Source organism: Bradyrhizobium sp. S69 (genome assembly GCF_009766005.1).
Taxonomy (GTDB): Bacteria; Pseudomonadota; Alphaproteobacteria; order Rhizobiales; family Xanthobacteraceae; genus Bradyrhizobium.
This window is the reverse complement of record NZ_LMUK01000038.1, coordinates 364205-391089: the sequence shown is the minus strand read 5'-3', so window position 1 is coordinate 391089 and position 26885 is coordinate 364205. Positions and strand designations below refer to the sequence as shown.

The window sequence follows — 26885 nt, the reverse complement described above, 5'->3', positions numbered from 1 at the left end:
GGTTTTAACGGCCTGTTTCGTGCTCTCCCCGGCGAGACCATGCTTTGTTGTCACCGTCGCCCCCAAGAAGCGTGAGCTTCTCAAGAACTTGATGCCAGGCATCGGGGCATCAGGACCACACGACTTAACCGTCCGCCTCACGCGCTGTTCGTCAAAAGCGCATCCGCGTCCACCGCTCCCCGTCCCAACGTCAGTGACGATGGCCAACGCCCCCTCTCTCGGGACGGGATGGAGAGGAATAAGCAGGTGATTTGGGTCAGGAGTCAAGAACAATTTCTGAAAATCAGAAATGCTATGGAGGTGTGAAGGGATGGACAGGGCAAAAGCAGATTGAATCGCTTCAACAAATTCGATTTTGCGCGCATCGGATTTTACACCGCCCGGTCTGTGGAAAGCATTTACGATAACGATAACAATGTGCTCACGCGCCAGACCCGCGCTGGTCAAACCCTTTCGCTCACCTACGATACGCTGGATACGCTGAACCGACTGTGATCGTCTGCCGCGTGCCCTTTAACGAGGACGCTTACAATTAAGTGCCTTTAATTTAGAACGCCGCCGCCAGTCAATTAAGTGCACTGGACTGCACCCCGTAAGTGAGACACGGTAATTTCTGTGACAGGTTATCCGGAGGATGACCTGTGGCGGCCAGCCTTCACAGCTACAATGCCGCCGCGGCGATCACGCCCTGCAACTGCTCGCCGACCTTCGGTTCACGCGCTGGTGGCGTCGGACTGAGATTCGGCTGCACCGGAGCTCAGCGAAATCGATTCCCAGATGGCGACGATGACGAGGATGCCGGTGGTCAGGATCGACAGCAGCAGCGGCGACAGCCAGCCGGCGAACCCATAGAGCGCGCCGAGCGCCACGATTCCGACGCCGTGAGAGAGTTGCAGGAAGCCGCGAAAGGTGTGCTTGAACAGGACGGTGCCGACCAGAAACAGCAACGGACCGCCGATCGCGCTCAGTATCGTCTTGTAATCGGCATGGCCGCCGGGGTGCGCCAGCACGAGATCGTCGGCCACCGCCGAGACGATGATGCCGGCCACGATCGGCATGTGCAGATAGGTGTAAGCGAGCCGCGCCTGCCGTCCCGGCTCGCTGGACTTTGAAATCTGCTCGGAGCCGGCTTCGGCGCCCTTGTGGAAATAGATCCACCACATCGCGATGCTGCCGAGCAACGCCGAGACGAAGGCTGTGACATTTTCGGTGGTCCAGGTCAGATCGGCGAATGTCGCACCGGTCACGACGATGGATTCGCCGAGCGCGATGATGACGAAGCCGGCGCAGCGCTCGGCCATGTGGCCGCCTTCGACGCTCCAATCCGCGACCGACGACGCGCCGTATTTCGGGATCCAGAACCGGGCCAGCGGCGACAGATATTCGATGCCGAGCGCCACTGCCCACAGCTCCAGCCGCAAATCCGCTTCAGCCAAACCGCCCGCGATCCAGAAGGCGCCCGACACCGAAAGCCAGACCAGGATGCGGATGGCATTCATGCGCGCCAGGGTCTGGCCGGGCGCCGTCGAGGCCAGCAAAAACATCGTTCGCCCGACCGACATCGAGCTGTAGGCCAGCGCGAACCAAAGTCCGCGCGATTCAAAAGCCTTCGGGATCGAGGTCGAGAGCACGAGCCCGCCGAGCATCAGCACGAACAGCAGCACCCGAACCGGCGTCTTTTCGGGGTTGAGCCAGTTGGTGATCCAGGCGGTGTAAACCCACAGCCACCAGACGCTGAGGAACAACAGGCTGGTCTGCAACGCGCCAAGCGGGGTAAACCGGCCGAGCAGTGCGTGCGATATCTGGGTCACCGCATAGGCAAACACCAAATCGAAGAACAGCTCGGCATAGGTGACGCGGCTGTGCTGGTTGGCGATCCGGGGGCGAAACAGCCTGCCGCGTTGATCGTCCACCGTCATGCTGCCGCCTGCCTCCGCCGCTAGCCTTCCGGTACCCCGGGTCCGTCAGGTACCCCGGTCTGTAGCGCCAGCGCGTGCAGCACCCCGCCCATCTGTCCCTTCAGCGACTGATAGACGATCTGATGCTGCTGGACCCGGGATTTGCCCCGGAAAGAGGCCGAGATCACGGTCGCCGCATAGTGGTCGCCGTCACCGGCAAGGTCACGGATCGTCACCTCGGCGTCGGGAATCGCTGCCTTGATCATCGATTCGATCTCGCGCGCGTCCATCGGCATCCAAATATTCTCCATTCGGGCTTCGAATCGCGTCCAGCTCTCGCGGGCCGAAGCCAACCCCATTTTTGCCGATCGCGCTCTGGATGTCACGTCCCGGGGTACTATATTTCGTGTCCAATCGTTTTAAATCAACTGGCTCAGACCGCACCGATCACACCTGACTGACCAAAAGAAGGCTGACGATCATGAAACTCCCCGGTCCCGACCATCCCATCGCCATCACGACCAACCCGAAGCGCGTCCGCGTCTCCGTGGGTGGTGTCGTGATCGCCGACACCACCCATGCCCTGACCGTGAAGGAAGCGAGCTATCCGGCGGTCCAGTATGTGCCGCGTAGCGACGCTAACATGGCCCTGCTCCAGCGCACCGAGCGCACCACCCACTGCCCCTACAAGGGCGACGCGAGCTATTACAGCGTGGTTGCCGATGGCAAGACGCTGGAAAATTCAATCTGGACCTATGAGACGCCGTTCCCGGCGATGACGGAAATCTCCGGCCATCTGGCGTTCTATCCCGACAAAGTGAAGATCGAGGAAGTGGCGTAAACGCCATAAAAGCCGTCATTGCGAGCGCAGCGAAGCAATCCAGCCTTTCTTGGAGCTCTGGATTGCTTCGCTGCGCTCGCAATGACGGTATGGCCGGTCTTTTCGCTACGCCCTGAAGATCGTGAGCCCCAGGATCAGCAGGACTAGGAAGATCACCACGAAAACGTAAAACAGCAAGCGGGCGACATCGGCGGATGCGGCCGAAATACCGGTGAATCCCAATACGCCGGCGACGACCGACACCACAAAGAAGATCAGCGCCCATTTCAGCAGTGTCATCGCCCGTTCCTCCAGCCTTCGCGCCACCCGGCAACGCTTTTATGACGCTGACTTAACGGCGCGTGCGGGCACTGGTTCCGGGCCTCCGCAAGCGCATTGCGACAGAAGGCCGCGACCTGTAAGCCCACGCCGTCCGATGCGGCGGCATCAAGCAATTTTGCCTTGCTCAATCGGGTTCCCGACGGCAACATCCGATGTAACAACCATGCAGGGGCGTGCATGACCTCCATTTCCGAAACGATGGCGCCGGCCCAAGTTCACGCCGCGCCGAAGGCCTCCTCGCGCAACGTCGCACTCGATCATGCGCGCAGCTTCCTGACGCTGGTCGTGGTGCTGCACCACGCGGTCATTCCCTACACGCATTTCGGTCACACCGACGCCAAGTCGTGGCTCGGTTTTGATTTCATCGTGGCGGCCACCGACAGCTTCTTCATGGCGATGTTCTTTTTCCTGTCGGGATTGTTCGTGTGGCCGAGCTTCTCGCACAAGCCGTGGGCCATTCACCTTCGCGATCGCGTGTTCCGGCTCGGCCTTCCCTTCGCGATTGCCGCCGTCACGGTGATTCCGATCGCCTATTATGCCATCGCGCTGCGCCAAAACCCCGACATCAGCTTCGCGGATTTCTGGTGGAACATGGTGACGGTCGGCCCATGGCCGAGCGGCCCGCTCTGGTTCGTCTGGGTGCTGATGGTTTTCGACCTGCTCGCCAGCCTGTTGTACCGGGTGTCGCCAAAGCTGCTCGATCCGATCAATCGATTGTCGCAGCAAGGCTTTGAGCAGCCGGCTAAATTCGTCCTGTTCCTGCTGGCGCTCACCGCGCTCCTCTATATTCCGTCGCTGCTCTATTTCGGCCCCGTTCGCTGGTTCGAGTTCGGGCCGTTCTCCGTGCAGGCCAGCCGGATACTACTCTATGCCACCTATTTCTTCGTCGGAGCCGGTATCGGCGTCGCGCATTTCAAGGAGGGCGTGCTCGGCGCGGACGGACGGCTGGCGAAGGGCAGCAATTGGGGCTGGCTGATTGCGACGCTCATTCCCTACGCCATGCTCTGGGTGCTGATCTACATCAAGCACGAAATATTGGGTAATCCCGAGCCGCAGCCGAATTGGTATCTCGCCGCTTACGGCTTTTTCTTCGTCGCCTTCAGCGCCGCCATTCTGTTCGCCATCCTGGGATTTTTCTTAGGCTCGAAACGTCCCTGGCATTTGCTCGACCGCATGCAGGCCGACGCCTACGGCATCTTCCTCGTGCACTACCCGATCGTGCTGTGGCTGCAGTACTGGCTGTTCGATTACGATATGCCCGCGATCATCAAGGCCGTCATCGCGTTCGTGCTGACCGTCGCATTCAGTTGGGCGGTGACGGCGGCTTTAAAGAAAATCCCCGGTTCTGGCCACGTGCTCTGAACGGTTCCCGCTTGGCGCACATGCAGCCCTGCGGGGTCCGGATCATGCCGGCAGTTGGCATCAAAACTGCATTAATATCCGCAGGGAGGCGTGTCCAAGGTCAACTTACAAGGACGCCCCAATGGGACTATCGGCTATTTTGATCGCGACCGCACTCAGCCTCACCATGCTCGTGGCAGTTTCCGATTTGCCGTAATTTATGGCGTTTTCGAGCGAAGCGGGGCAACTTCGTGCCTCGCAGCCAAAATGGTGATTCCGGCGTCGCGCATGCGCGAGCCGCCGTCAAAACTGGCGGCGGCCCCGCACGCGATACGGCTATCAGCCGTCACTCACCATCGACAGGAATATCTGTGAGAAGGGCTTGGCGAGGATCGGCTCCAATTTAGGAACCGCGGCCTGGATTTCCGGGGTCACCATGTGAGCTTTCAGCGCGTCCTCATTGGCCCACGTCTCGAATGTCAGGAACCGTCCAGGCTGCTTTGCATCCTCCAGCAAGGAGTAATGCATGCAGCCGGGCTCCTTTCGCGCCCCCGCAACGAACGGCACGAGAAGATCGCGCAACGCGCCAGCCGTGTCCGGCTTGGAGACCAGTTCCGCGATAACGTAATAGTTGCCGGTGGTTGCAGCTTCAGCAGCCGCGCTCGCGAATGCGGCAACAGCGGATCCGACGGCGGCCGAACGAATGAGGGCTCGGCGATCTAGCGTAAGCATCTCGGTCTCCTCCCAATTTTTTTTGAAGAGCCAAACGCTAACACGGTGCAACGGGCTTGGCGACGCCAAGGGGATGCCGCAGGCAGTGCGCGTTGCCATCCTTGGATGTGCGCAAGACCGCGCACTCTCGGCGAGCGCAATTGCGCTCAGCCGGGGATGACGACACCGTCGTCGTAAGCGCTAATGCCCGCCGCTCATATAGGCCGGGAACCAGCTCTCAAAACCGGCCTTCAGCGCAGCGATCGAAACCGGCGCTTCGCCGGCGACCGCAACGGCATCGCCGCCGGTCGTGCCGATGCGCGCGCACGGCACGCTGGCGCCTTTCATCTTGGCCAGCACCAGGCCCGCTTCCTGCGCCGGCACGGTGACGATGTAGCGCGCCTGATCCTCGCCGAACCAATAGGCATGCGGCACGATCGAGGCGGGTGCGGCCAGCAATTGCGCGCCGATGCCGCTTGCGATCGCCATCTCAGCCAGCGCGACCAGCAATCCGCCATCGGACACGTCATGCACCGCGGTCGCGGTGCCGGCGCGGATCATGCCGCGTACCACATCGCCATTGCGCTTTTCCGCCGCCAGGTCCACCGGCGGCGGCGCGCCTTCTTCACGGCCGCAGACATCGCGCAGATAAACCGACTGGCCGAGCCAGCCTTGCGTGTCGCCAATCAGCAGGATCGCCTCGCCGCCGGCCTTGAACGCGAGGCTCGCGGACTTGGTGAAATCGTCGAGCAGGCCAACGCCGCCGATCGAGGGCGTCGGCAGGATGCCGCGGCCGTTGGTCTCGTTGTAGAGCGAGACGTTGCCGGACACGACGGGAAAGTCGAGCGTGCGGCACGCCTCGGCGATGCCCTTCAGGCAACCGACGAACTGGCCCATGATCTCGGGCCGTTCGGGGTTGCCGAAATTGAGATTGTCGGTGATCGCCAGCGGCCGGCCGCCAACCGCGGTGATATTGCGCCAGGCCTCGGCCACCGCCTGCATGCCGCCTTGATACGGATCGGCCTCGCAATAACGCGGCGTGACGTCGACGGTCAGCGCCAGCCCCTTCGGCCCGCCCTGCACCCGTACCACGGCGGCATCGCCACCGGGACGCTGCACCGTGTTGCCGAGAATGACGTGGTCGTATTGCTCCCACACCCAGCGCTTCGAGCCGAGCTCCGGCGTCGCGATCAATTTCTCCAGCGCCGGCATGATTCCGATCGGCGGTTTGACGTCCTGTGCGCGGATGGTCGGCAGCAGCGGCGTTTCGACATGCGGTCGGTCATAGAGCGGGGCTTCGTCGCCCAGTTCCTTGATCGGCAAATCCGCCATCACGTCGCCGCCATGCTTGACGACAAAGCGCTTGCTCGGCGTGGTGTAGCCGACCACCGCGAAATCCAGCCCCCATTTCTTGAAGATGGCTTCGGCCTGTTTTTCCTTCTCCGGCTTGAGCACCATCAGCATGCGCTCCTGGCTTTCGGAGAGCATCATCTCGTAAGCGCTCATGCCGGTCTCGCGGGTCGGCACCGCGTCGAGATCGAGGTCGACGCCGAGATCGCCCTTGGCGCCCATCTCGACCGCCGAGCACGTCAGCCCGGCCGCGCCCATGTCCTGGATCGCGATCACGCAATCGGCTTCCATGATCTCGAGACAGGCTTCCAGCAACAGTTTTTCCGCGAAGGGATCGCCGACCTGCACGGTCGGGCGCTTTTCGGCGGAATCATCATCGAACTCGGCCGACGCCATCGAGGCGCCGTGAATGCCGTCGCGGCCGGTCTTGGAGCCGAGATAGACGATCGGCATGTTCACGCCGGAGGCCGCCGCATAGAAAATCTTGTCGGCGTCGGCAAGCCCGACCGCCATCGCATTGACCAGGATATTGCCGTCATAGCGGGTGTGGAAGCGCACCTGCCCGCCCACCGTCGGCACGCCGAACGAATTGCCATAGCCGCCGACGCCGGCGACGACGCCCGACACCAGATGGCGGGTCTTGGGATGTTCCGGTGCGCCGAAGCTCAGCGCGTTGAGGCAGGCGATCGGGCGCGCGCCCATCGTGAACACGTCGCGTAAAATGCCGCCGACGCCGGTGGTCGCGCCCTGATACGGCTCGATGTAGCTCGGATGGTTGTGGCTCTCCATCTTGAAGACCACAGCCTGGCCGTCGCCGATATCGATCACGCCGGCATTCTCGCCCGGGCCCTGGATCACCCACGGCGCCTTGGTCGGCAAGCCCCGCAGATGCAGCCGCGAGGATTTGTACGAGCAATGCTCGTTCCACATCGCCGAGAAGATCCCAAGCTCGGTGAAACTCGGCACCCGGCCGATCAGCTTGAGAATCCGCTCATATTCGTCGGGCTTCAGCCCATGGCTGGCGACGAGTTCCGGGGTGATCTGCGGCTGGTTCATGGGGCTTCTTACAGCGAGAGAGGTCTCTTTTTAGGGAGATCGGATCGGCCCGAAAAGGCCTTTTACGGCCCAATTTCCTGATGTCCAGAGCTTTACGGCGGCCTGCCGAGCGCCGGGCGATTTGCACATCGCCGGTGGATCGGATTTAAGACAGAAAACCATCATTTGAAGGCTCAAACCGCGTGGACGACCTGACCAAAACCGCATACCGGCATCGCCCCGACCTGCACGTCGCCACCGAGGGCGAATTTAAGGGATGGCGGACCTGGAGCGGCGACAATTTCGAGAGCCATAACGGACCGTTCTGGCACCGGACGGAGGACGACGGCAGCGTGCGCTGCGCGTTCCGGGTCGAGAAGAAACATCTCAACGGCGCCAGCAACGTCCATGGCGGCGCCTTCATGTCGTTCGCGGATTATTGCCTGTTTGCGATCGCCTCGCCGGTCCTCGAAGGACAGGCGGTCACGGTGTCGTTTGGCTGCGAGTTCCTCGACGCGGCGCGCGAGGGCGAACTGGTCGAAGGCTCAGGCGAAGTCACCCGCGCCGGCGGCTCGATGATCTTCCTGCGTGGCATTTTGAGGTCCGGCGAGCGGCCGCTGTTCACGTTTTCCGGGACCATCAAGCGGGTCAAGCGACGGACGCCGGCAGCAGGCCCCGTTGCCAGCTAGTGTACCAACAAAGGCCCCGCGTGGCTGGCGCGACTACGCGCTGCTGCTGGCGTTGGCTTGCTGCTGGAGTTCGACCTATCCGCTGACCAAGATCGGCCTCGGATCGATCCCTCCGATCACCTTCATCTCGGCCCGCTCGCTGATTGCGGCTGGTTTCCTGCTCGTCGTGCTGCGCCTGCGCGGCATGCGAATTCCGACCGACGCCCAGGCCTGGAAGCTGTTCGCCCAGCAACAGACCATCAATTCGACGATTCCATTTCTGCTGATCACCTGGGCGCAGCAATATGTCCCGGCCGCAAACACCGTGGTGTTGGCCTCGACCACACCCATCTTCGCCTTCCTGATCACGTGGGGCATTACGCGGCACGAACCGGCAACCCTGCTCAAGCTCGTCGGCGCCATTTTGGGTCTTGCCGGAACGATCGCCATCATTGGCCTCGACGCGCTTGGCAACCTGAATGCCAATATCTTCGCCGAGATCGTGATCCTGATCGCCACCATCTCATTTGCGTGCGCCACGATCTTCGGGTTGCGGCTGACCGAATACGACCCAATGGTGGTGGCCGCGGGCTCGTTGCTGTTCGGCGGGCTATTGCTGCTGCCGGCGGCGTTGATTATCGATCGCCCCTGGACCTTGCATCCCACGCCGCAAGCGCTGGGTGCCGTCGTCACCATGGCCATTTTCTCGAGCGCGCTCGGACTGATGCTGTTCTATATGTGCCTGACCCGGCTCGGCACCCTCATGACCAATGCGCAGGGCTATTTGCGCATTCCGATCGGCGTCGGCCTGTCGGTCCTGCTGCTTGGCGAATCCGTTCCGTCCAATCTCACGCTCGGCCTCGTGCTCGTGATGGGCGGCGTCGCCGCCATGACGATCCCGGGCAGTGCGTTTCGACGCCGGCGATCTATTGCAAGCTGACCAGGCTGAGATCGACGAACCAGGATTGCGGCGAGACGAAACCTTTGACCTTCGGGCTCATCGCACGCGGGTTGAGATCGTGGACGATGTAAAGCCACGGCGGATTGTCGACCAGACGCTCATTCGCCTTGCGATAGGCTGCCGAGATCACCTTCGGTTCGGTCGCCTCGGCGATGGTCTTCAGCGCCTCGTCGAATTGGTCGTCCTTCCATTGCTCGAAATTGAAACCGTTCGGCGCCCAGTTGGCGGATGAGAAATAGCGCGCCATCACGCCGACGTCCGACGATGGCGAACTGACATTGAGCGCCATCGCGCCTTGCAGGCTCGGGCTGTCGGGCGTGGCGCGCGCCGCCGTCAACAGCACCTGCCATTCGACCACGTCGAATTCGACATTGACGCCACAGGAGTCTTTGAGGTTTTCCTGCAGGAATTCGTTCATCGGCAACGGCAGCATCTGGCCCGAGCCGGAATTCGAGATCATCGCCTTGAAAGCCAGCGGCTTTGCCGGCGTGTAGCCGGCCTCGGCGAGCAGCGCCTTGCCCTTGGCGGGATCGAATTTGTAGTGGTTGACCGGTGAACCGAAATTGGGATCGCTGGCCTTGAGCCAGCCGGACGACGGCTCCGCGGTGCCGTTGAGCAGCGACACCAGCCCTTCCCGATCGATGCAATAATTGAGGGCTTGGCGCACCTTGACGTCTTTGAACGGACTGTTGGTCGCGCCGATATTGTAGAACCACGGCCAGTCATGGGGATATGAACCGGTGGTGATGGTGTAGCCGGCCGATTTCAGCGAGGCGATGCCATCCGGCGGCGGCACCTCGATCCAGTCGACCTGACCGGAGCGCAACGCCGCCAACCGCGAATTCGCTTCGGGGACCGGCATCAGCACGACATTGTCGACCTTCGCCACTTTGGCGGGATCCCAGTAGCCATCCCAGCGCGCCAGATCCGCTTCCTGCCGCGGCACGATCCTGGTGATGCGGAACGGTCCGGTGCCGGCCGCCGGCAAGGTCGCGACCTTGGCCCAGTCATGTCCGGCCTTTTCAAACGACGTTGGCGACGTAAACAGCAGATAGACCATCATATAGGGGAAATAGGATGCCGGCTTGGTGGTGGTGATGGCGACGGTGTCATCGTCGACCTTTTTATACGTATCCATCAGCGGCACGCGCGCCCGCGAGATCGCCGAACTCGGCGCCTCGAATTGCGGGCTCGTGGTGTTGAAATAACGTTCGAAATTCCAGATCACCGCATCGGCGTTGAAATCGGTGCCGTCATGGAATTTCACACCGTGACGCAGATGAAAGATCCAGCGCTTGGTATCGGCCGGATCCTGCTCCCATTTCTCCGCAAGCCCCGGACGCAGCGGCGCGAGCTGGTCGGTCCTGGTCAAATCCCACAGCACCAATCCTTCGAAGATCGGGTAGCCGAGGAAGCGCATTCCCTCAAAGCCGTTGTTCGGCATGCCGGTCGCGGTCGGAATGTCCGAGGCTGTCATGGCGATGCGCAGCGTGGTCTCGGCCATCGCCGCGGGCGACGACAACGCAATGGCTGCGAACGCAGCCAAGCAGAATGCCTTGCGAATGAGCATGATGTCTCTCCCGTCCGACGATCGGCGATTTTCGGGAGAGAACCAGCAAGTTTCAGGCCAGCCGGTCGCAGCGGCGCGTTGGCGGATACCATGAATTAGAGAGCAGACGCGGGGCGACCGGCGCAGCCAGGAAACGCTACGCGGCTTTTTCCAAATGCGCGACCAGCCCGGCGAACAGGCCGCGGCCGTCGGTGCAGCCCATGATGTCTTCGACGTGATTTTCCGGATGCGGCATCATGCCCAAGACATTGCCGCGCTCATTGACGATGCCCGCGATCGAATGCGCGGCGCCATTGATGTTCGAGGGCTCGTCGACCGCGCCATCGGCCGAGCAATAGCGATAGAGCACCCGTCCCTCGGCCTCGATCCGCTTCAGCGTCTCTTCATCGGCCTCGTAATTGCCCTCGCCATGCGCGATCGGCACCCGAATGACCTGACCGGCATTATAACCGCGCGTGAACGGCGTATCCGAACGTTCGACCCGCAGGTGCACGTCGTGGCAGATGAATTTCAGCCGTGCGTTGCGCATGAGAACGCCCGGCAACAGCCCGGACTCGCAGAGGATCTGAAAGCCGTTGCAGACGCCCAGCACGAGGCCGCCTTGGGCTGCGAACGCCCGCACCGCATCCATCACCGGCGAGCGCGCGGCGATGGCGCCACAGCGCAAATAGTCGCCGTAGGAAAATCCGCCAGGCACCACCACGAGATCGGTGCCATCAGGCAACGATGTCTCGGCGTGCCAAACCATCTGGGCCTCATGACCCGATGCGAGTTTCAGCGCGCGCGCCATGTCGCGCTCGCGATTGATGCCCGGGAAGACGAGGACAGCGGATTTCATCGGAACCACTCCAACACCGAGTCGCCGGTCGCGCGCTCTATTTTAAACCGGGGCATCATCTCAAGCACCTCGTCCCGAAGTTCGCCTGCCGATCGATACTTCTGAAAGCTCATCGCCAATCCCACACGATCATCCGCAGCAACCACGACAACAATATTAGCATTTTTGACGTCGGTCACACCGAGGCACACGCCCCGTCCGCGCATTCCGTCGATGACAACATCGAACACCGGGCAAGCCGCGGGAGGCATTTGCGGCGGTGGCCCACCACGCATCAACGGATTGCTTCGTACGGCTTGATAGATCGCCTGCTCATCCTTGGGGCTCTTATTCCACTGCTCGGCAGAAACGAAAAAACCGCTGATGAACGGTTCGTACCCGCACATTGGCTCTATGGGACATGGGAAAGAAAAGCGCCCATGCATATCGCCAAGAACCTCCCTCCTCACACCTGTAGAGCCAAGCTTGGTTTCCAGCAGGATAAGCCTGAAAGCATTCAATTGCTTTCCGCAGTCCTCCACAAAGCCAGCCCCCAGAGCACGAACGAATTGGCAGCTCGGTTCCTGAGCAAAAGCGTCTGAGAGTGCGAAAGCCGAAATCAAACCAGCGACAACGGCAGCCGCGAACTTCACCCCAAAACCTCAACCCGGTAATTCTCGATCACGGTATTCGCCAACAGCTTGTCGGCGGCGTCTTTCAGCGCCGCCTCGGCCTTGGCCGTGTCGGAGCCTGAAAGCTCGATGTCGAACACCTTGCCCTGACGCACGCTGGCGACGCCATCGACGCCGAGCGATTTCAGCGCGCCTTCGATGGCCTTGCCCTGGGGATCGAGGATGCCGGTTTTCAGAGTAACGGTTACGCGTGCTTTCACGTCTTGCCTCAGCTCTTCACCAGCACCGGGCCCGAACCGGCGGGCCGCTCGTTTTCCATCAGGATGCCCAGCCGCTTGGCGACCTCGGTATAGGCCTCCAACAGGCCGCCGAGATCGCGGCGGAAGCGGTCCTTGTCGAGCTTCTCGTTCGACTTGATGTCCCACAGCCGGCACGAATCGGGCGAGATCTCGTCGGCGACGATGATTCGCATCATCTCGTTCTCGAACAGGCGCCCGCATTCCATCTTGAAATCGACCAGACGGATGCCGATGCCGAGAAACAGCCCGGTCAGGAAGTCGTTGACGCGGATCGCCAGCGCCATGATGTCGTCGATTTCCTGCGGCGTCGCCCAGCCAAAGGCCGTGATGTGCTCTTCCGAGACCATGGGGTCGTTGAGCTGGTCGTTCTTGTAGTAGAACTCGATGATCGAGCGCGGCAGCTGGGTACCTTCCTCGATGCCGAGGCGTTGCGACAGCGATCCCGCAGCCACATTCCGCACCACCACTTCGAGCGGCACGATCTCGACTTCGCGAATCAGCTGCTCGCGCATGTTGAGGCGGCGGATGAAATGGGTCGGCACCCCGATATCGTTGAGGTGCTGGAACAGGTACTCCGAAATCCGGTTGTTGAGGACGCCCTTGCCCTCGATCACCTGGTGTTTCTTGGCATTGAACGCGGTCGCGTCGTCCTTGAAGTGCTGGATCAGGGTACCCGGTTCCGGACCTTCGTAGAGGATTTTCGCCTTGCCTTCATAAATGCGGCGTCGCCGGCTCATTGGGATGTACCGTGTATTGTTGAAATCCATGAATTTGGTGTGCTCCGGATGACAAGGTTTGCGACCCACGACGGAGCTGCCGTGAAGGCCAGGAACTTGAACCTAACCAGTCGAAAACAGAACAAGAACCGGGCCTGTTGGCAACCTATCTGATTGGCCCATCCAGTACAATCGACCAGACCCCGCTAACTGCGTCCTGATCCCACTTATACCACTCCGATGCGCCATTTAGGCGCTGCGGCCTTACGGCTCTTTGCGTTAACTATTGCAGCTGCTTATCTAGGCATCGGGACACCCCGCCGCAATGAGGCCGCGCCCGGCACTTAGGCGCTTGGGCACCAGAACTTGGCCACCAGAACTTGGCCACCAGAATCGGAAACCCGATCATGACCACATTCGACAAGCGCGAAGAGGGATTCGAGAAGAAGTTTGCGATCGAGGAGGAACTGAAGTTCAAGGCCGACGCGCGCCGCAACAAGCTTTTGGGATTATGGGTGGCCGAACAACTCGGCCTTTTCGGGGACGCCGCGGCGTCCTATGCGAGGGAAGTCGTCGCCGCCGATTTCGAGGCCGCCGGCGATCACGACGTGGTGCACAAGGTCACCGCCGACCTCGCGGCCAAGGGCATCACCATCCAGGAAACGCAGCTTCGCACCAAGATGGGCGAGCTGATGGCGCAGGCCATCGCGCAGCTGAAAGCGGGGACGTAAGCAGCGGCCTCGTCCGCACCTGCCGATCAGTGGCCCGACGACCGCGCCGTGCGATAATCGGCCTGGATGATCTCCAGCAACCGGCGCGAGGCCGCGCTCAGGAAGCCGCCGTGCCGCGTCACCGTCACGACGTCGTGGGTTGCCGTGAGATCGCCGACCTCGATGGTCGAGATGTCAGAAGATCGCAGCTCTTCTGCGACGTTGCTCTCCGACAGTAACGCGATGCCGAAGCCGGCTTCGACCAGCCGCTTTTGTGCCGTCAAGCTATCGACCGGGGTCAAGTCGACCTCTCCCAAGCCGTGCGTCCGGAATAGCGCAAGGACGTGCGATGCCGTGATCTCGCGGCGTCCCGGCACTTCCGGGAACGCAATCCAGCGTTCGCCGCGCAGATCGGCCAGCTTCGCGACGCGGCGGCCGGCGCGCGGGTGATCCGACGCGCAGACCACCCGAAGCCGTTCCGCGAATAGCCATTCGCAATCGAGGTCGCGCGAGCGATCGCGATCGTAACGCAGGCCGATCGTCACTTCGCCGCGCCGGACCATGTCACTGGTCTCGGCACTGGTCGCGGTGCGCAAGGTGAAATCGACTTGCGGATGCTCCGACGCAAAGCGTTTCAAGATCGCCGACAGCCGGCCGCCCGCGAGCGTGCCGACCACGGCGAGCGCGACAGGCCCCGAATCCGGTTTCGCCAGGGCGCGAACCGCATTCGTGGCATCCTGGGCGGCCGCCACCGCGCGCTCGGCATAGGGCACCATCACCCGGCCGGCGTCGCTCAGTACGGTCCGCCCTGCGACGCGCTCGAACAACGGCACACCGAGCTCCTGCTCCAGCAGCGCGATACGTCGCGATATCGCGGGCTGCGAGCGATGCAGGGCCTTGGCGGCGCTGGAAATGCCGCCGCGGCGATGCACCGTCAGGAAGGTGTGGAGCGCTTCACTGTCCATGTGCTGTCGATGTCCGGCTCATGCAAAAAGCTGATGATGTTTGAATAAATAACAGATTTGGCTGATATCGAAAACCCCACTAGATTGCGCGCAACGCCAACCCGGCGGCGAATTTCGAGCAGGAATCATCATGCGCAGCCAGATGGAAAAAGCAGAACTGTTCCGGGCGCTGCACGCCCGCCCCGGCGCCTTCATCATTCCCAATCCGTGGGATGCCGGCACCGCCAAGCTGCTCGCCTCGCTCGGATTCGAGGCGCTCGCGACCACCAGCCTCGGCCTCGCCAATACGCTTGGCAGCACCGCCGTCAGCCTCGATGCCATTATCGAGAATAGCCGGATCATTGCCGAGGCGACCAACCTGCCGGTCAATGCCGACCTCGAGAATTGCGGCGCGGATGAACCGAAGGCCGCCGCAAAGGCGATCGGACGTGCCGCGGATGCCGGCGTGGTCGGCGGCTCGATCGAGGATTCAACCGGCGACCCGCGCCGACCGATCTACGACTTCACGCTTGCGGTCGAACGGGTGCACGCCGCCGTCGAGGCCGCGCGGGCACTGCCCTTTCCATTCATGCTGACCGCGCGAGCGGAAAACCTGCTGCACGGCCGCAACGATCTTGACGACACCATCAAGCGGTTGCAGGCCTTCGAGGCTGCGGGCGCCGACGTGCTGTACGCACCCGGCGTCCGCGATATCGCCACCATTCGCACGGTGGTGTCGTCACTGAACAAACCGTTCAATCTGGTGATGGGCTTTGCCGATCCGACGCTGACCGTCGATCAGCTATCGGCCGCTGGCGTCAAGCGCATCAGTACCGGCGGCGCGATGGCGCGCCACGCGCTGGCGGCCTTTCTCAAATGCGCCCGCGAGATGAAAGACCAGGGCGCATTCACCTATGTGCGCGAGATGGCGCCGATAAAGGACGTCAGAGCCGCGTTCGTCTGACCAACCGGGCTCGTTCACCCCTCCTTGAAGCCGTATTCCGGCACGTTGCCGCTGCGAACCCGCGATCACGCCGCTATTTCAGCGTGATCTGGAAACTCATCGATCCGTTGACGGTGTAGCCTTCCTGCTGCTGTTGACCGAATTGCCGTCCGATGTTGCTGTTGAGGGACTCCATGCGGCAATCTTTCGCGAGCACTTCGCGGAGCAAATCGCACTGACGCGCGGCCATCTCGTAAATCGCGCGCTGCGCCTTGTCGCGCAGTTTCTGCGCGTCTTCACCGTCGGCGGTCGGCCCGGCGACAAAGAAATTGATGTTGGACTGAACCCTGACCTGCCCTTCCTGACGCTGGCTGCCAAGTTGTTCGACCACGATGCGCTGTCCCGGCGTTTGGGCTGCCGCAGGCGCCAACGCGAGAAGCAGGCCAGCACCGGCTAAAGCGAATTGCTTGAACGACATCATGAGGGGGAGCCTTTTTGATTGAAGCGACTGACGCTTGATTGAAGCGACTGCCGCGCAACCTACTTACCGCAGGTTGCGATTTGGCAAAGCGACATCCGCAAAAGCCAACCCCTCATTTCACCCGGCATTAACCGGCCTGGCTCACCCCTCCTTGAAGCCGTATTCCGGCACGTTGCCGCTGGCGCCGTAATATTTATACGGCAGGAATTTTCCGGACATCGTGAACTTGACCCGGTCGCCCTTGGGATTGGCGACGCGCTCCATCACCATGTCGAAATCGATCGCCGACATGATGCCGTCGCCGAATTCCTCCTCGATCAACGCCTTCCAGGCGGGACCATTGACCATCACCATTTCGTAGAAACGATAGATCAAGGGATCGGTCGGCGGCATCGGGGTGCCCTCGCCGCGCATCGGCACCTCGTTGAGCATCGCGGTCTCGGACTTCGACAGCCCGAACAGCTCCTGCGCGTTGGCGGCCTGCGGTTTTGTCAGTTTCATCTGGCCGAGGATGGCGCCGGTTATCAGCACTTCGGAATAGCCGCCGATCTGTTCGCAGATGTGCTTCCAGCTCCAGCCCTTCTCGCGCTTGATATCGAGCAGCTTTTCGGTGAGGTCGGATCGTTTCATGGGGCTTCTCCTGAGATTTGATGCCAAATTAGGCACGCAAGGAGCATGCCAAATCGCCAGGAAAACCGTTGGTGAAAACCGTTGGTGAAAGCCGTTGGTGAAAGCCGTTGGCTTAGCGGACCTCCCGCAGGCTTGCGTCTAGTCGCGCCAACTCGACCTCCAGATCGCGTTCAACATCGGCGACACACATATGGACGACCTTGTAGTCACGCGCCTCCAGCCATGCCTGACGGGTGGCGCGATCGCTGACGATCGCCTCGGTCTCACCCGGATTTTCCAGTTCGATCGCGAGCCGCTGCACGAACGAGACAAAATCCGGGATGTGCCGCCCGACCGGGGTCTGGCGCTTGAACTGGCCGGCAAAGCGCCGGTCCTTTGTCAGGGCCTGCCACAGCATCCGTTCCGCGTCGGTCGGGTTTCGCCGCAACAGCCGCGCCAGGCCGCGCACGGTGCCGCTTTCGGACGGCGTCGCGCCCTGGCCGTGCTCGGCCAAAAGCGCGCGAAGTCTTGTGGCCTGTTCCCCGTCGAGCACGCCGCCCTTTGCCGGCCCCTTGCGCCCCTCCGCGATCGCCATGACGACGCCGTGCAGGGTATGCATGTCCTGCTTGGTCGGATCCATCCGCGTAAAAATGTTGCGCAAATTGACCAGCATGGTCTCGCGCTTCTCGGCCGGGCGCAGGAATTCGACCTTGTCGAGCTCGCGGACCAGATTGTCCATGAACGCCTGCATCTGGTGCTGCGAGGCCGGCTCGGAGCGCTCCGGCATCGCGAACGGCAAGGCGCCCGCGGTCGACAGCTTGAACCATTCATAGCCCATCAGCAGCACCGCCTGCGCCAGGTTCAGCGAGGCGAAACCGGGATTGACCGGAAAGGTCACGATGCGGTTGGCGAGCGCCACCTCCTCGTTCTGCAAGCCGTAGCGCTCGCGGCCGAACAGGATGCCGACCTCGCCGGTACCGCTGCCGATCTGGGCCACGATTTCGCGCGCGGCAGCATCGGGGGCGACGACGGGTTTGGCCTGGTCGTGGGCCCGGGCGGTGGTGGCGAACAACAAGGTGCAGTCGGCGACCGCCTGCTCGACGGTGTCGAACAGCACGGCCTGATCCAGGATGTGGTCGGCGCCGGAGGCGGCGCGCCTGGCGTGGACGTTGGGCCAGCCGTCGCGCGGATTGACGATGCGCAATCGGGTCAGCCCGAAATTACCCATCGCGCGCGCGGCCATGCCGATATTCTCGCCGAGCTGCGGCTCGACCAGAATGACGACGGGGCCGGTGAGTTCGTGGCCTGATTTGGTCTTGTCGGTGCCCGAACCGGACATCTCTTCACTTTCTGATTCAACGTCTGAAGGCTTTGAATCAAGTTCCGAGGAACTTGATTCAACACCTCTTTATTAAGCCATTGGATTGCCCGGCTGGCAGAAATTCTCAAGCGGAATAATGCAGTTAGAGACGCATTCGAAGGCTCGACAGGAGTCTCAGGACAGTTGTGCACAGTCCTGCTTGCGCGCGTCCAACTTTCGTTTACGGTATCAATCACAACAAAAACGATCCTGAAAGCCAAAACGGCAACAGGCATATTGGGGGGAGAATGCCATGCGTAGCCGATGGTCGTTGGCGATTGCCGGATTGGTCCTGATCGTGGCGGGCGGCTTGCTCGCCCATCTGACGCAGACCTCGGGCGGTATCCGGATCGAGGACGTGCGCTTCAAGGGCGCAGGCGGCAACACCATGAGCGCCCTGCTCTACATCCCGCCGAACGCGACCGCCAAGACCCCGGCGCCCGGCATCCTCGCGGTTCATGGCTACATCAATTCGCGCGAGACCCAGGACGGCTTTGCCATCGAATTTGCCCGCCGCGGCTATGTGGTGCTGGCCCTCGACCAGACCGGCCACGGCTACAGCGACCCGCCGGCCTTCGCCAACGGTTTTGGCGGCCCCGACGGGCTGGCGCATCTGCGCAGCCTCGACATCGTCGACAAGGCCAATATCGGCCTGGAAGGCCACTCGATGGGCGGCTGGACCATCCTCGCCGCGGCCGCCGCGATGCCGAACGATTACAAGTCGATCGTGCTGGAGGGCTCCTCGACCGGCAAGCCGTTTGCCGCCGAGGGCACCACGAGCTGGCCGCGCAACCTCGCGCTGGTGTACGCGAAATACGAGGAATTCCCGATGCTGATGTGGGGCGTCGAGCGCGGGCAGGACGTGGCCCAAAGCCAGAAACTTTGGGCCCTGTTCGGCACCCAGGGGCCGGTCGAATCCGGCAAGGTCTACGGCGACGCCGCCCAGGGGACGGCACGGGTGCTCTACACGCCCAGCATGACCCACCCGGCCGAGCATATTTCGCATGAGGCGATCGGCTACAGCCTCGACTGGTTCGGCAAGACCTTGCAGGGCGGCACGCCGCGCCCGGCCAGCGACCAGATCTGGTTCGCCAAGGAAATCGGCACGCTGATCGCGCTGATCGGCTTCGTGGCGCTCTTGATCGGCGTCTTCGACGGCCTGCTCGAAATGCCGGTTTTTTCACATCTGCGGTTGCCCGAACCCGCCGACGGCACCATGCCGGCACAGGTCGCGGCCAGTGGCGGCCGCTGGAAAGCCGCCTTCATCCTGTCCGCGTTCATTCCGGCGCTGACCTATTATCCGGCGTTCGCGCTCGGCGGCGCCCTTGTCACGCCCTCGGCGTGGCTGCCGCAGGGCGTCACCAACCAGATCCTGGTCTGGGCCGTCATCAATGGGCTGATCGCGCTGGCGCTGATGCCGTTCGCGCCAAAGCGCGCCCGCCGCGCCGGCTTGATCGGGCCGTCGATCCTGATCGCGCTGGTGACCGTGATCGTGGGCTATGCCGCGCTATGGCTGGCCGACCTCGCCTTCAAGATCGATTTCCGGTTCTGGATCGTGGCTCTGAAGCTGATGAACGCCAAGCAGTTCCTGATCTTCCTGATCTACCTGGTGCCGTTCACGGCGTTCTTTATCGTCGCCCTGCACGTGCTGCACCGGAACTTCTCGACCGTGGGGGCGGGGCGCGGCGCGCTCTACCTCACCAATATACTGGCGCTGACGCTCGGCTTCATCGTGCTGCTCGCCCTGCAATACGGCATTCTCTGGCTCACCGGAGCGCTGTTCAACCCGCTGCCCGATCCAGGCTTCGTGCCGCTCTCCACCATCATCGCCATCCAGTTCGTGCCGCTGCTGGCGATTGCCGCTGTGATCGCCACCTTCACCTGGCGGCGCACCGGCTCCAGCCTGCCGGGTGCCCTGATCTGCGGCATCTTCGTCACCTGGTACGTGGTGGCGGGCACCGCGACGCAGGCGGCGTTCTAGGCCAGCCATTCTAGGGCTAGCCTTTCTTGGGCTAGCCCTATCGGGCCTGTTTCACGGCCTGCCTAAAGGCATGTCTGCCAGACGGCGTTCTGCCCAGCCATTCGCCTTCCACCCTTGTGGCGGCGATGCTATAGGGCCTGATCGGGAACGGTTCGTTCCTCCCCGCCCCAGCAGACACTCTCAAAAGGCCCGACCTCAATGGCAAAAATCAAGGTGACCAACCCCGTCGTCGAACTCGATGGCGACGAGATGACCCGGATCATCTGGCAGTACATCAAGGACAAGCTGATCAACCCGTTCCTTGATATCGACCTGATGTATTTCGACCTCGGGATGGAATACCGCGACAAGACCAATGACCAGGTCACCATTGACGCGGCGGAAGCGATCAAGAAGGTCGGCGTCGGCGTCAAATGCGCCACCATCACCCCGGACGAAGCCCGGGTGGAGGAATTCGGCCTCAAGCAGATGTGGAAGTCGCCGAACGGCACCATCCGCAACATCCTCGGTGGCGTGGTGTTCCGCGAGCCGATCATCTGCAAGAACGTGCCGCGGCTGGTGCCGGGTTGGAGCAAGCCGATCATCATCGGCCGCCACGCCTTCGGCGACCAGTACCGCGCCACCGACTTCAAGTTCCCCGGCAAGGGCACGCTGACGATGAAATTCGTCGGCGAGGACGGCCAGGTGATCGAGCGCGAAGTCTACAAATCGCCCAGCGCCGGCATCGCGCTCGGGATGTACAACCTCGACGATTCGATCGCCGATTTCGCCCGCGCCTCCCTCAACATGGGCCTATCCAAGAATTACTCGGTCTATCTCTCGACCAAGAACACCATCCTCAAGGTCTATGACGGCCGCTTCAAGGATATCTTCCAGGACATCTTCGACAAGGAATTCAAGTCGCAATTCGACGCCAAGAAGATCACCTACGAGCATCGCCTGATCGACGACATGGTGGCGGCCGCGATGAAGTGGTCGGGCGGCTATGTGTGGGCCTGCAAGAACTACGACGGCGACGTGCAGTCCGACACCGTGGCCCAGGGCTACGGCTCGCTCGGCCTGATGACCTCGGTGCTGATGACCCCCGACGGCAAGACTGTGGAAGCCGAGGCCGCCCATGGCACGGTGACCCGGCATTACCGCGAGCATCAGAAGGGCAAGGAGACCTCGACCAACTCGATCGCGTCGATCTTCGCCTGGACCCGTGGCCTGACCCATCGCGCCAAGCTCGACAACAACGAGGCGCTGGCCAAGTTCGCCGCGACCCTGGAGAAGGTGTGCGTCGAGACCGTCGAAGCCGGCTACATGACCAAGGACCTCGCGCTCCTGGTCGGCGCCGACCAGCGCTGGCTGTCGACCACCGGCTTCCTCGACAAGGTCGCGGAAAACCTCACCAAGGCGGTGGCATAAGGATGCCGTTGATCAGAACGGCCGCGCTGGCCATGATGGTGCTGTCGGGCTCGCTCGCGGGCGCGACGGCGGCCGAAACCCCGCTCCCCGACGCCGTCACGGCGCCGGGCGAGACTGCCGTGCTGTCGGTGCATGCCGAAGGCGCGCAGGTCTATGAATGCAAGGCCGGCACCGACGGCAAACTGGGCTGGGCGTTTCGCGAGCCGATCGCGACCCTGATGGCCGACGGCAAAACCGTCGGCCGGCACTATGCCGGCCCGAACTGGGAAGACGCCGACGGCAGCGCCGTGACCGGCAAGGCCATCGGCAATGCCCCGGGCGCTACCGCCAACGACATCGCCTGGCTGAAGCTCGACGTGACTGCCCATCGCGGCAGCGGGATTCTTTCGGGCGTCACCACGGTGCAGCGGATCAACACCCAGGGCGGCCAACTCGCGGGCGCCTGCGACAAGCCAGGCGCGACGAAGAGCGCGCCCTACTCCGCGGAGTATGTGTTCCTGCGCAAGGGGTGAGTGACCTTGTGATGGCCGGACTTGACCCCGCCCATCCAACCATCCGCACCGACGGCGGCCGACTTGCAGGGCGCGACGCGCTGAACGCTCCGAGATCGTGAGGTCGAATGTTGAACGGAGTGGCATGGATCGCAGTCGATTGGGGCACGACCAACCTCAGGGTCTGGGCCATAGGTGCCGACGACCGCATTCTGGCCGAAGCGTCGTCCGACAAGGGCATGTCCAGGCTTGAGCGCGACGGCTTCGAACCGGCGTTGATCGAACTGATCGGGAACTGGCTACCGAAGGCCGACGCGGCGCTGGTTATCGCCTGCGGCATGGTCGGCGCGAGACAGGGCTGGATCGAAGTGCCTTATCGCCAGGCCCCCTGCAGTCCATTCTCCCCTGACCGAATCGGTGCGCCCGACGTGCGCGATCCCCGATTGAAGGTGAGAGTACTCCCCGGCATTAAACAGATCACGCCGGCCGACGTGATGCGCGGCGAGGAAACCCAGATCGCGGGCGTGTTGCTGGAGCATCCGGATTTCGACGGCGTGATTTGCCTGCCGGGAACGCACACCAAGTGGGCCAGAATAGCCGCCGGAACAATTGTCCATTTTCGCACCTTCATGACCGGCGAGCTTTTCAACCTTTTGTCGAAGTCCTCGGTGCTTCGTCACAGCCTCGACGAGGCGAGCTGGGACGCAGGCGAATTCGCACGCAGCGCGCAACTCTCAGCCACGGAACCTGAAGGTTTTGCCGGCCGGCTGTTTGCCATACGCGCCGATACATTGGTTTCGGGACTAACGCCCGCGACGGCCAATGCGCGGCTATCGGGCACATTGATCGGCGCCGAGCTGGCCGCGGCGCGATCCTATTGGCTGGACCATAACGTGCTGATCGTGGGCAACGGCACACAGGCGAGCCTGTACAACGAAGGGCTGCGGACACTCGGGAAGGCTTCTCAAACTTCCGATGCGAGTAGCGTAACGTTGGCAGGCCTCAAGGCGGCGCACACGGAAATCATGAAAGACCTGAAATGAACCGGAACATCATTGCCATCCTGCGCGGCATCGCTCCCGACGACGCCAAGGCGATCGGTGAAGCCCTGATCGAGACTGGGATCACGACGATCGAAATTCCATTGAACTCGCCGAGACCGCTGGAAAGCATCGCGCTGCTGGCGAAGGCTTTTGGGTCGGTGGCGACCATTGGCGCCGGCACCGTCCTCAGCGTTCAGCACGTCCGCGAAGTTGCCAGCGCCGGCGGCCGCATTATCGTCTCGCCAAGTTTCGATGCCGAGGTCGTGCAGGAAACAAAATCGCTCAATATGGCGTCGTGGCCCGGCGTGTTGTCGCCCACCGAATGCTTCGCGGCGTTGAAGGCCGGCGCCGACGGACTGAAGATCTTTCCTTGCTCGGTGTTGGGACCATCGGGGGTTAAGGCGATCCGCGCGGTGCTGCCGCCGGAAACCAGCGTCTACGCGGTGGGCGGCGCCGGCCCGGCAAATTTTGCGGATTGGATCGCTGCCGGCGTGAACGGATTTGGAATCGGCACGGCGCTTTATCAGCCCGGGCACTCCGTCGCTCAAGTGCGACAAGCCGCTGCTGATATCGTCAGGGCCTACGATGCCGCCTCTCGGTAAAGGATTATTGCAGCACTAGCGCGGGATGACTTATTTTCGAATCGTCATGCCGCCCTAGTTCGATGGCGTTGCGCTACCCCGCCATCGCCTTTTCGATCGCGGCGAGCGCGGCATCAGCCTTGGTGCCATCGGGTCCACCGGCTTGCGCCATGTCCGGCCGCCCGCCGCCGCCCTTGCCGCCGAGCGCCTCGGAGGCCACGCGCACCAGCTCGACCGCATTATAGCGTGAGGTGAGATCGGCGGTCACGCCGACCACGACGCCGGCCTTGCCGTCCCCGGTCACGCCGACAATGGCGACCACGCCGGAGCCGAGCTGCTTCTTGCCTTCGTCGACCAGGCTTTTCAGGTCCTTCATCTCGATGCCTTCGACCGCGCGGGCCATCAGCTTGACGTTGCCGACCTCGCGTGTGCCGAGGCTGGCCGCGCCGTTCGCGGCGCCGGCGCCGCCCATCGCGAGTTTCTTGCGCGCCTCCGACAGATCGCGCTCCAGTCTCTTGCGCTCTTCCATCAGGGCTGTGATGCGCGCCGGCATGTCGTCAAGCGTGGTGCGCAGCTCGGCAGCCGCGGTCTTGGCCAGCGCCATCGTGTCATTGGCGTGCTTGCGCGCGTGATTGCCGGTCAAGGCCTCGATGCGGCGAACGCCTGAGGCCACCGCGCTTTCGCCGGTCACGGAAATCAGGCCGATATCGCCGGTGCGGCGCACATGGGTGCCGCCGCACAATTCCACCGACCAGCCGAGCGCGTTGGCGCCGTGCGCGCGCGCGGTCTTGCCCATCGACACCACGCGCACCTCGTCGCCGTATTTCTCGCCGAACAATGCGCGGGCGCCGGCGTCGCGGGCGTCGTCCACGCCCATCAAACGCGTGGTGACCTCGTCATTCTCCAGCACCACGTTGTTGGCGATATCCTCGACGCGGGCGAGTTCTTCCGCCGTGATCGGCTTCGGATGCACAAAGTCAAAACGCAGGCGATCGGGTGCCACCATCGAGCCGCGCTGCGCGATGTGGTCGCCCAGCACCTGCCGCAACGCTTCGTGCAGCAGATGCGTCGCGGAGTGATGGGCGCGGATCGAGGAGCGTCTGGCGTGATCGACCTCGAGCGCCAGCGCGGCGCCTACCTTCAGCGTACCCTGCTCGACGGTGCCCAAATGCACGAAGAGATCACCGGCTTTCTTTTGCGTGTCGGTGACGCGAAACGTGACACCCTCGCCGGTCAGCAGGCCGGTATCGCCGACCTGACCGCCGGACTCCGCGTAAAACGGCGTCTGGTTCAGCACAATGGCACCGGTGTCGCCCGCCTTGAGGCTGTCGACCTCGTTGCCGTCTTTCACCAGCGCGCCGACCACGCCTTCGGCGTTCTCGGTGTCGTAGCCCAAAAATTCCGTGGCGCCGAGTTTCTCGCGTAGCGGAAACCAGATGTTCTCAGTCGCGGTATCGCCGCTCCCTGCCCAGGCCGCGCGGGCCTTAGCTTTCTGTTTCTCCATGGCGTCGGTGAAGGACGCGATATCGACACCGATGCCGCGGTTGCGCAGCGCGTCCTGGGTGAGGTCGAGCGGAAAGCCATAGGTGTCGTACAGCGTAAATGCAGTATCGCCGTCGAACATGTCGCCTTTTTTCAGCGTGCTGCTTTTTTCGTCCAGGATCGTCAGGCCGCGTTCCAGCGTCTTGCGGAAGCGGGTTTCTTCCAGCCGCAGCGTTTCCTCGATCAGGTTTTCGGCGCGCACCAGTTCGGGATAGGCTTGGCCCATCTCGCGCACCAGCGCCCAGACCAGCCGATGCATCAGCGGATCCTTGGCGCCGAGCAACTGCGCATGGCGCATCGCGCGGCGCATGATCCGGCGCAGCACATAGCCGCGGCCCTCGTTCGACGGCAGCACGCCATCGGCAATCAGGAACGACGAGGCCCGCAGATGATCGGCGATCACGCGCAGCGACGCCTTCTGCTCGCCATGCGGATCGGCGCCGGTCAATTCCGAAATGGCGCGGATCAAGGCGACGAACAGGTCGATGTCGTAATTGTCGTGCTTGCCTTGAAGCACCGCCGCGACGCGCTCCAGTCCCGCGCCGGTGTCGATCGAGGGCTTCGGCAGCGCATTGCGCACGCCGGGCGCGGTCTGCTCGAACTGCATGAACACGAGATTCCATATCTCGATGAAGCGATCGCCATCCTGCTCGGCCGAGCCTGGAGGACCGCCCCAGATCTTGTCGCCATGGTCGTAGAAGATTTCCGAACACGGGCCGCACGGCCCGGTGTCGCCCATCTGCCAGAAATTGTCGGAGCCGGCGATCCGGATGATGCGCGAGTCCGGGAGCCCAGCGATCTTCTTCCAGAGATTGAACGCCTCGTCGTCGTCGATATAGACGGTTGCCGTGAGTTTATCCTTCGGCAGTCCGAATTCCTGGGTGACCAGCTTCCAGGCAAGTTCGATGGCGTGATCCTTGAAATAATCGCCGAACGAGAAGTTGCCGAGCATCTCGAAAAACGTGTGATGCCGCGCGGTGTAGCCGACATTGTCGAGGTCGTTGTGCTTACCACCGGCGCGGACGCATTTCTGCGAGGTGGTAGCGCGCTGGTAGGGACGCTTCTCGACGCCGGTAAAGACGTTCTTGAACTGCACCATGCCGGCATTGGTAAACATCAAGGTCGGGTCGTTGCGCGGCACAAGCGGCGACGACGGCACGATCTCGTGGCCGTTCTCGGCAAAGAAGTTCAGAAAGGTCGACCTGATTTCGTTAACGCCGCTCATGTCCATCCAATCGCAAAACTGCCGGGAACCTGCCGCAAATGGCCCCATCCTCCGGCGCAACGCTTTTAGACAAGGCAAATGGCGGTGTCCAGAAACTGTGCAAGGGGATCATAGGCTTGCCGCAGCAGCACAGGACAACAGCCGTTGATAATGCTGCGGCTGCGTTGACAGCCTTGGCCCAGTCGTGTTTCCCTCTTATCCGTTCGAGAGCGTCACGTCGGGAGAGACCGGCTTCAGTGCCGGCGCCGAAGGAGCAACCGCCCCGGAAACTCTCAGGCAAATGGACCGCGTGACGTTGCTAGCATCTGGAAAGAGACGCCAAGGGCTCTAACCCAATCGCGGGTTTCAGCCGTGAGGCGTCCGCCGACGGGATAATACTCTCAGGCACAGCGACAGATGGGGCTT

At 62.4% G+C, this 26885-nt stretch carries 27 protein-coding genes and 1 riboswitch; of the genes, 11 read left to right on the top strand and 16 right to left on the bottom strand.

Annotated features, from left to right (window positions below; genetic code table 11):
- The 3 genes from GSQ88_RS35685 to GSQ88_RS16605 form a co-directional block, all read right to left on the bottom strand.
- On the bottom strand, positions 1-447 hold a 447-nt coding region (locus GSQ88_RS35685; protein WP_246784825.1), incomplete at its 3' end, for a hypothetical protein.
- A 266-nt stretch (positions 448-713) separates the two neighbouring features.
- Positions 714-1919 (bottom strand): low temperature requirement protein A, encoded by a 1206-nt coding sequence (locus GSQ88_RS16610; RefSeq protein ID WP_159008795.1) that lies wholly within the window; start codon positions 1917-1919, stop codon positions 714-716.
- Positions 1920-1939: 20 nt separating this feature from the next.
- Positions 1940-2194 (bottom strand): BolA family protein, encoded by a 255-nt coding sequence (locus GSQ88_RS16605; RefSeq protein ID WP_159008949.1) that lies wholly within the window; start codon positions 2192-2194, stop codon positions 1940-1942.
- A gap of 185 nt (positions 2195-2379) precedes the next feature.
- Here GSQ88_RS16605 and GSQ88_RS16600 point away from each other — a divergent pair, with 185 nt between their 5' ends.
- Positions 2380-2739, top strand: a complete 360-nt coding sequence (locus tag GSQ88_RS16600; protein ID WP_159008794.1) for a DUF427 domain-containing protein — start codon at positions 2380-2382, stop codon at positions 2737-2739.
- 105 nt (positions 2740-2844) lie between these two features.
- On the opposite strand, the gene GSQ88_RS16595 is transcribed toward GSQ88_RS16600, so the two are convergent.
- Complete coding sequence (locus GSQ88_RS16595) at positions 2845-3018, bottom strand: DUF1328 domain-containing protein (protein WP_159008793.1); 174 nt, start codon at positions 3016-3018, stop codon at positions 2845-2847.
- A gap of 219 nt (positions 3019-3237) precedes the next feature.
- On the opposite strand from GSQ88_RS16595, the gene GSQ88_RS16590 reads away from it, so the two are divergent.
- Entirely contained in the window at positions 3238-4422 is a 1185-nt protein-coding gene (locus GSQ88_RS16590; protein WP_159008792.1) for an acyltransferase family protein, read from the top strand.
- Positions 4423-4740: 318 nt separating this feature from the next.
- On the opposite strand, the gene GSQ88_RS16585 is transcribed toward GSQ88_RS16590, so the two are convergent.
- Together GSQ88_RS16585 and purL are read right to left on the bottom strand one after the other, a co-directional pair.
- Positions 4741-5133: a putative quinol monooxygenase gene (locus GSQ88_RS16585; RefSeq protein WP_159008791.1), complete on the bottom strand. Its 393-nt coding sequence runs from the start codon at positions 5131-5133 to the stop codon at positions 4741-4743.
- 180 nt (positions 5134-5313) lie between these two features.
- Positions 5314-7518, bottom strand: a complete 2205-nt coding sequence (gene purL / locus GSQ88_RS16580; RefSeq protein ID WP_159008790.1) for a phosphoribosylformylglycinamidine synthase subunit PurL — start codon at positions 7516-7518, stop codon at positions 5314-5316.
- A 182-nt stretch (positions 7519-7700) separates the two neighbouring features.
- Here purL and GSQ88_RS16575 point away from each other — a divergent pair, with 182 nt between their 5' ends.
- The gene (locus GSQ88_RS16575; RefSeq protein WP_159008789.1) at positions 7701-8186 is read left to right on the top strand and encodes a PaaI family thioesterase; all 486 of its coding nucleotides are present in this window, start codon (positions 7701-7703) and stop codon (positions 8184-8186) included.
- Complete coding sequence (locus GSQ88_RS16570) at positions 8176-9105, top strand: DMT family transporter (RefSeq protein ID WP_159008788.1); 930 nt, start codon at positions 8176-8178, stop codon at positions 9103-9105. The genes GSQ88_RS16575 and GSQ88_RS16570 overlap by 11 nt, the downstream gene beginning before the upstream one ends.
- Here the strand turns inward: GSQ88_RS16570 and GSQ88_RS16565 are convergent.
- From GSQ88_RS16565 to purC, 5 genes are all read right to left on the bottom strand, one after another.
- On the bottom strand, positions 9092-10696 hold the full coding sequence (locus tag GSQ88_RS16565; RefSeq protein ID WP_159008787.1) for an ABC transporter substrate-binding protein: 1605 nt from the start codon (positions 10694-10696) through the stop codon (positions 9092-9094). The two genes, GSQ88_RS16570 and GSQ88_RS16565, sit on opposite strands and share 14 nt — an antisense overlap.
- A gap of 136 nt (positions 10697-10832) precedes the next feature.
- Positions 10833-11534: a phosphoribosylformylglycinamidine synthase subunit PurQ gene (gene purQ / locus GSQ88_RS16560; RefSeq protein WP_159008786.1), complete on the bottom strand. Its 702-nt coding sequence runs from the start codon at positions 11532-11534 to the stop codon at positions 10833-10835.
- Positions 11531-12166: a hypothetical protein gene (locus tag GSQ88_RS16555; RefSeq protein WP_159008785.1), complete on the bottom strand. Its 636-nt coding sequence runs from the start codon at positions 12164-12166 to the stop codon at positions 11531-11533. The genes purQ and GSQ88_RS16555 overlap by 4 nt, the downstream gene beginning before the upstream one ends.
- Positions 12163-12405 carry a phosphoribosylformylglycinamidine synthase subunit PurS gene (gene purS, locus GSQ88_RS16550; protein WP_159008784.1) on the bottom strand — a complete coding sequence of 81 codons (243 nt, stop codon included), beginning with the start codon at positions 12403-12405 and terminating at the stop codon, positions 12163-12165. The genes GSQ88_RS16555 and purS overlap by 4 nt, the downstream gene beginning before the upstream one ends.
- 8 nt (positions 12406-12413) lie before the next feature.
- A complete protein-coding gene (gene purC, locus GSQ88_RS16545) occupies positions 12414-13181 on the bottom strand; it encodes a phosphoribosylaminoimidazolesuccinocarboxamide synthase (protein WP_159008783.1) in 768 nt (255 codons plus the stop codon).
- Positions 13182-13567: 386 nt separating this feature from the next.
- Between purC and GSQ88_RS16540 the strand changes: the two genes are divergently transcribed.
- Positions 13568-13891 (top strand): DUF1476 domain-containing protein, encoded by a 324-nt coding sequence (locus GSQ88_RS16540; protein WP_159008782.1) that lies wholly within the window; start codon positions 13568-13570, stop codon positions 13889-13891.
- Positions 13892-13917: 26 nt separating this feature from the next.
- Here GSQ88_RS16540 and GSQ88_RS16535 read toward each other — a convergent pair whose 3' ends face one another.
- Positions 13918-14835, bottom strand: a complete 918-nt coding sequence (locus tag GSQ88_RS16535) for a LysR family transcriptional regulator (protein ID WP_159008781.1) — start codon at positions 14833-14835, stop codon at positions 13918-13920.
- A 130-nt stretch (positions 14836-14965) separates the two neighbouring features.
- Here GSQ88_RS16535 and GSQ88_RS16530 point away from each other — a divergent pair, with 130 nt between their 5' ends.
- The gene (locus GSQ88_RS16530; RefSeq protein WP_159008780.1) at positions 14966-15778 is read left to right on the top strand and encodes an isocitrate lyase/PEP mutase family protein; all 813 of its coding nucleotides are present in this window, start codon (positions 14966-14968) and stop codon (positions 15776-15778) included.
- 73 nt (positions 15779-15851) lie between these two features.
- Here GSQ88_RS16530 and GSQ88_RS35680 read toward each other — a convergent pair whose 3' ends face one another.
- From GSQ88_RS35680 to GSQ88_RS16515, 3 genes are all read right to left on the bottom strand, one after another.
- A complete protein-coding gene (locus tag GSQ88_RS35680; RefSeq protein WP_159008779.1) occupies positions 15852-16238 on the bottom strand; it encodes a hypothetical protein in 387 nt (128 codons plus the stop codon).
- A 141-nt stretch (positions 16239-16379) separates the two neighbouring features.
- On the bottom strand, positions 16380-16868 hold the full coding sequence (gene cynS / locus GSQ88_RS16520) for a cyanase (RefSeq protein WP_159008778.1): 489 nt from the start codon (positions 16866-16868) through the stop codon (positions 16380-16382).
- Positions 16869-16980: 112 nt separating this feature from the next.
- Positions 16981-18186, bottom strand: coding sequence for a TrmJ/YjtD family RNA methyltransferase (locus tag GSQ88_RS16515; RefSeq protein WP_159008777.1), 1206 nt, complete (start codon positions 18184-18186; stop codon positions 16981-16983).
- Positions 18187-18460: 274 nt separating this feature from the next.
- Here GSQ88_RS16515 and GSQ88_RS16510 point away from each other — a divergent pair, with 274 nt between their 5' ends.
- The 5 genes from GSQ88_RS16510 (at position 18461) to GSQ88_RS16490 (ending at position 23734) form a co-directional block, all read left to right on the top strand.
- The gene (locus GSQ88_RS16510; RefSeq protein ID WP_159008776.1) at positions 18461-20188 is read left to right on the top strand and encodes an alpha/beta hydrolase family protein; all 1728 of its coding nucleotides are present in this window, start codon (positions 18461-18463) and stop codon (positions 20186-20188) included.
- 198 nt (positions 20189-20386) lie between these two features.
- The gene (locus GSQ88_RS16505; RefSeq protein WP_159008775.1) at positions 20387-21598 is read left to right on the top strand and encodes an NADP-dependent isocitrate dehydrogenase; all 1212 of its coding nucleotides are present in this window, start codon (positions 20387-20389) and stop codon (positions 21596-21598) included.
- Positions 21599-21600: 2 nt separating this feature from the next.
- Positions 21601-22110: a DUF3455 domain-containing protein gene (locus GSQ88_RS16500; protein ID WP_174248030.1), complete on the top strand. Its 510-nt coding sequence runs from the start codon at positions 21601-21603 to the stop codon at positions 22108-22110.
- Between the two features lie 107 nt (positions 22111-22217).
- Positions 22218-23132, top strand: a complete 915-nt coding sequence (locus GSQ88_RS16495) for a 2-dehydro-3-deoxygalactonokinase (RefSeq protein WP_159008774.1) — start codon at positions 22218-22220, stop codon at positions 23130-23132.
- Positions 23129-23734 carry a 2-dehydro-3-deoxy-6-phosphogalactonate aldolase gene (locus tag GSQ88_RS16490; RefSeq protein WP_159008773.1) on the top strand — a complete coding sequence of 202 codons (606 nt, stop codon included), beginning with the start codon at positions 23129-23131 and terminating at the stop codon, positions 23732-23734. The genes GSQ88_RS16495 and GSQ88_RS16490 overlap by 4 nt, the downstream gene beginning before the upstream one ends.
- Before the next feature lie 73 nt (positions 23735-23807).
- On the opposite strand, the gene alaS is transcribed toward GSQ88_RS16490, so the two are convergent.
- Positions 23808-26480 carry an alanine--tRNA ligase gene (alaS, locus tag GSQ88_RS16485; protein WP_174248029.1) on the bottom strand — a complete coding sequence of 891 codons (2673 nt, stop codon included), beginning with the start codon at positions 26478-26480 and terminating at the stop codon, positions 23808-23810.
- A gap of 207 nt (positions 26481-26687) precedes the next feature.
- Positions 26688-26778: riboswitch (glycine riboswitch) on the top strand.
- Positions 26779-26885 lie beyond the last annotated feature (107 nt).

Excerpts from the sequence above, each read along its gene's own strand:
- GSQ88_RS16610 (WP_159008795.1), bottom strand. The coding sequence starts at position 1,919 with ATGACGGTGGACGATCAACGCGGCAGGCTGTTTCGCCCCCGGATCGCC.
- GSQ88_RS16605 (WP_159008949.1), bottom strand. The coding sequence starts at position 2,194 with ATGCCGATGGACGCGCGCGAGATCGAATCGATGATCAAGGCAGCGATT.
- GSQ88_RS16600 (WP_159008794.1), top strand. The coding sequence starts at position 2,380 with ATGAAACTCCCCGGTCCCGACCATCCCATCGCCATCACGACCAACCCG.
- GSQ88_RS16595 (WP_159008793.1), bottom strand. The coding sequence starts at position 3,018 with ATGACACTGCTGAAATGGGCGCTGATCTTCTTTGTGGTGTCGGTCGTC.
- GSQ88_RS16590 (WP_159008792.1), top strand. The coding sequence starts at position 3,238 with ATGACCTCCATTTCCGAAACGATGGCGCCGGCCCAAGTTCACGCCGCG.
- GSQ88_RS16585 (WP_159008791.1), bottom strand. The coding sequence starts at position 5,133 with ATGCTTACGCTAGATCGCCGAGCCCTCATTCGTTCGGCCGCCGTCGGA.
- purL (WP_159008790.1), bottom strand. The coding sequence starts at position 7,518 with ATGAACCAGCCGCAGATCACCCCGGAACTCGTCGCCAGCCATGGGCTG.
- GSQ88_RS16565 (WP_159008787.1), bottom strand. The coding sequence starts at position 10,696 with ATGCTCATTCGCAAGGCATTCTGCTTGGCTGCGTTCGCAGCCATTGCG.
- purQ (WP_159008786.1), bottom strand. The coding sequence starts at position 11,534 with ATGAAATCCGCTGTCCTCGTCTTCCCGGGCATCAATCGCGAGCGCGAC.
- purC (WP_159008783.1), bottom strand. The coding sequence starts at position 13,181 with ATGAGCCGGCGACGCCGCATTTATGAAGGCAAGGCGAAAATCCTCTAC.
- GSQ88_RS16540 (WP_159008782.1), top strand. The coding sequence starts at position 13,568 with ATGACCACATTCGACAAGCGCGAAGAGGGATTCGAGAAGAAGTTTGCG.
- GSQ88_RS16535 (WP_159008781.1), bottom strand. The coding sequence starts at position 14,835 with ATGGACAGTGAAGCGCTCCACACCTTCCTGACGGTGCATCGCCGCGGC.
- GSQ88_RS16530 (WP_159008780.1), top strand. The coding sequence starts at position 14,966 with ATGCGCAGCCAGATGGAAAAAGCAGAACTGTTCCGGGCGCTGCACGCC.
- GSQ88_RS35680 (WP_159008779.1), bottom strand. The coding sequence starts at position 16,238 with ATGATGTCGTTCAAGCAATTCGCTTTAGCCGGTGCTGGCCTGCTTCTC.
- cynS (WP_159008778.1), bottom strand. The coding sequence starts at position 16,868 with ATGAAACGATCCGACCTCACCGAAAAGCTGCTCGATATCAAGCGCGAG.
- GSQ88_RS16515 (WP_159008777.1), bottom strand. The coding sequence starts at position 18,186 with ATGTCCGGTTCGGGCACCGACAAGACCAAATCAGGCCACGAACTCACC.
- GSQ88_RS16510 (WP_159008776.1), top strand. The coding sequence starts at position 18,461 with ATGCGTAGCCGATGGTCGTTGGCGATTGCCGGATTGGTCCTGATCGTG.
- GSQ88_RS16505 (WP_159008775.1), top strand. The coding sequence starts at position 20,387 with ATGGCAAAAATCAAGGTGACCAACCCCGTCGTCGAACTCGATGGCGAC.
- GSQ88_RS16500 (WP_174248030.1), top strand. The coding sequence starts at position 21,601 with ATGCCGTTGATCAGAACGGCCGCGCTGGCCATGATGGTGCTGTCGGGC.
- GSQ88_RS16495 (WP_159008774.1), top strand. The coding sequence starts at position 22,218 with ATGTTGAACGGAGTGGCATGGATCGCAGTCGATTGGGGCACGACCAAC.
- GSQ88_RS16490 (WP_159008773.1), top strand. The coding sequence starts at position 23,129 with ATGAACCGGAACATCATTGCCATCCTGCGCGGCATCGCTCCCGACGAC.
- alaS (WP_174248029.1), bottom strand. The coding sequence starts at position 26,480 with ATGAGCGGCGTTAACGAAATCAGGTCGACCTTTCTGAACTTCTTTGCC.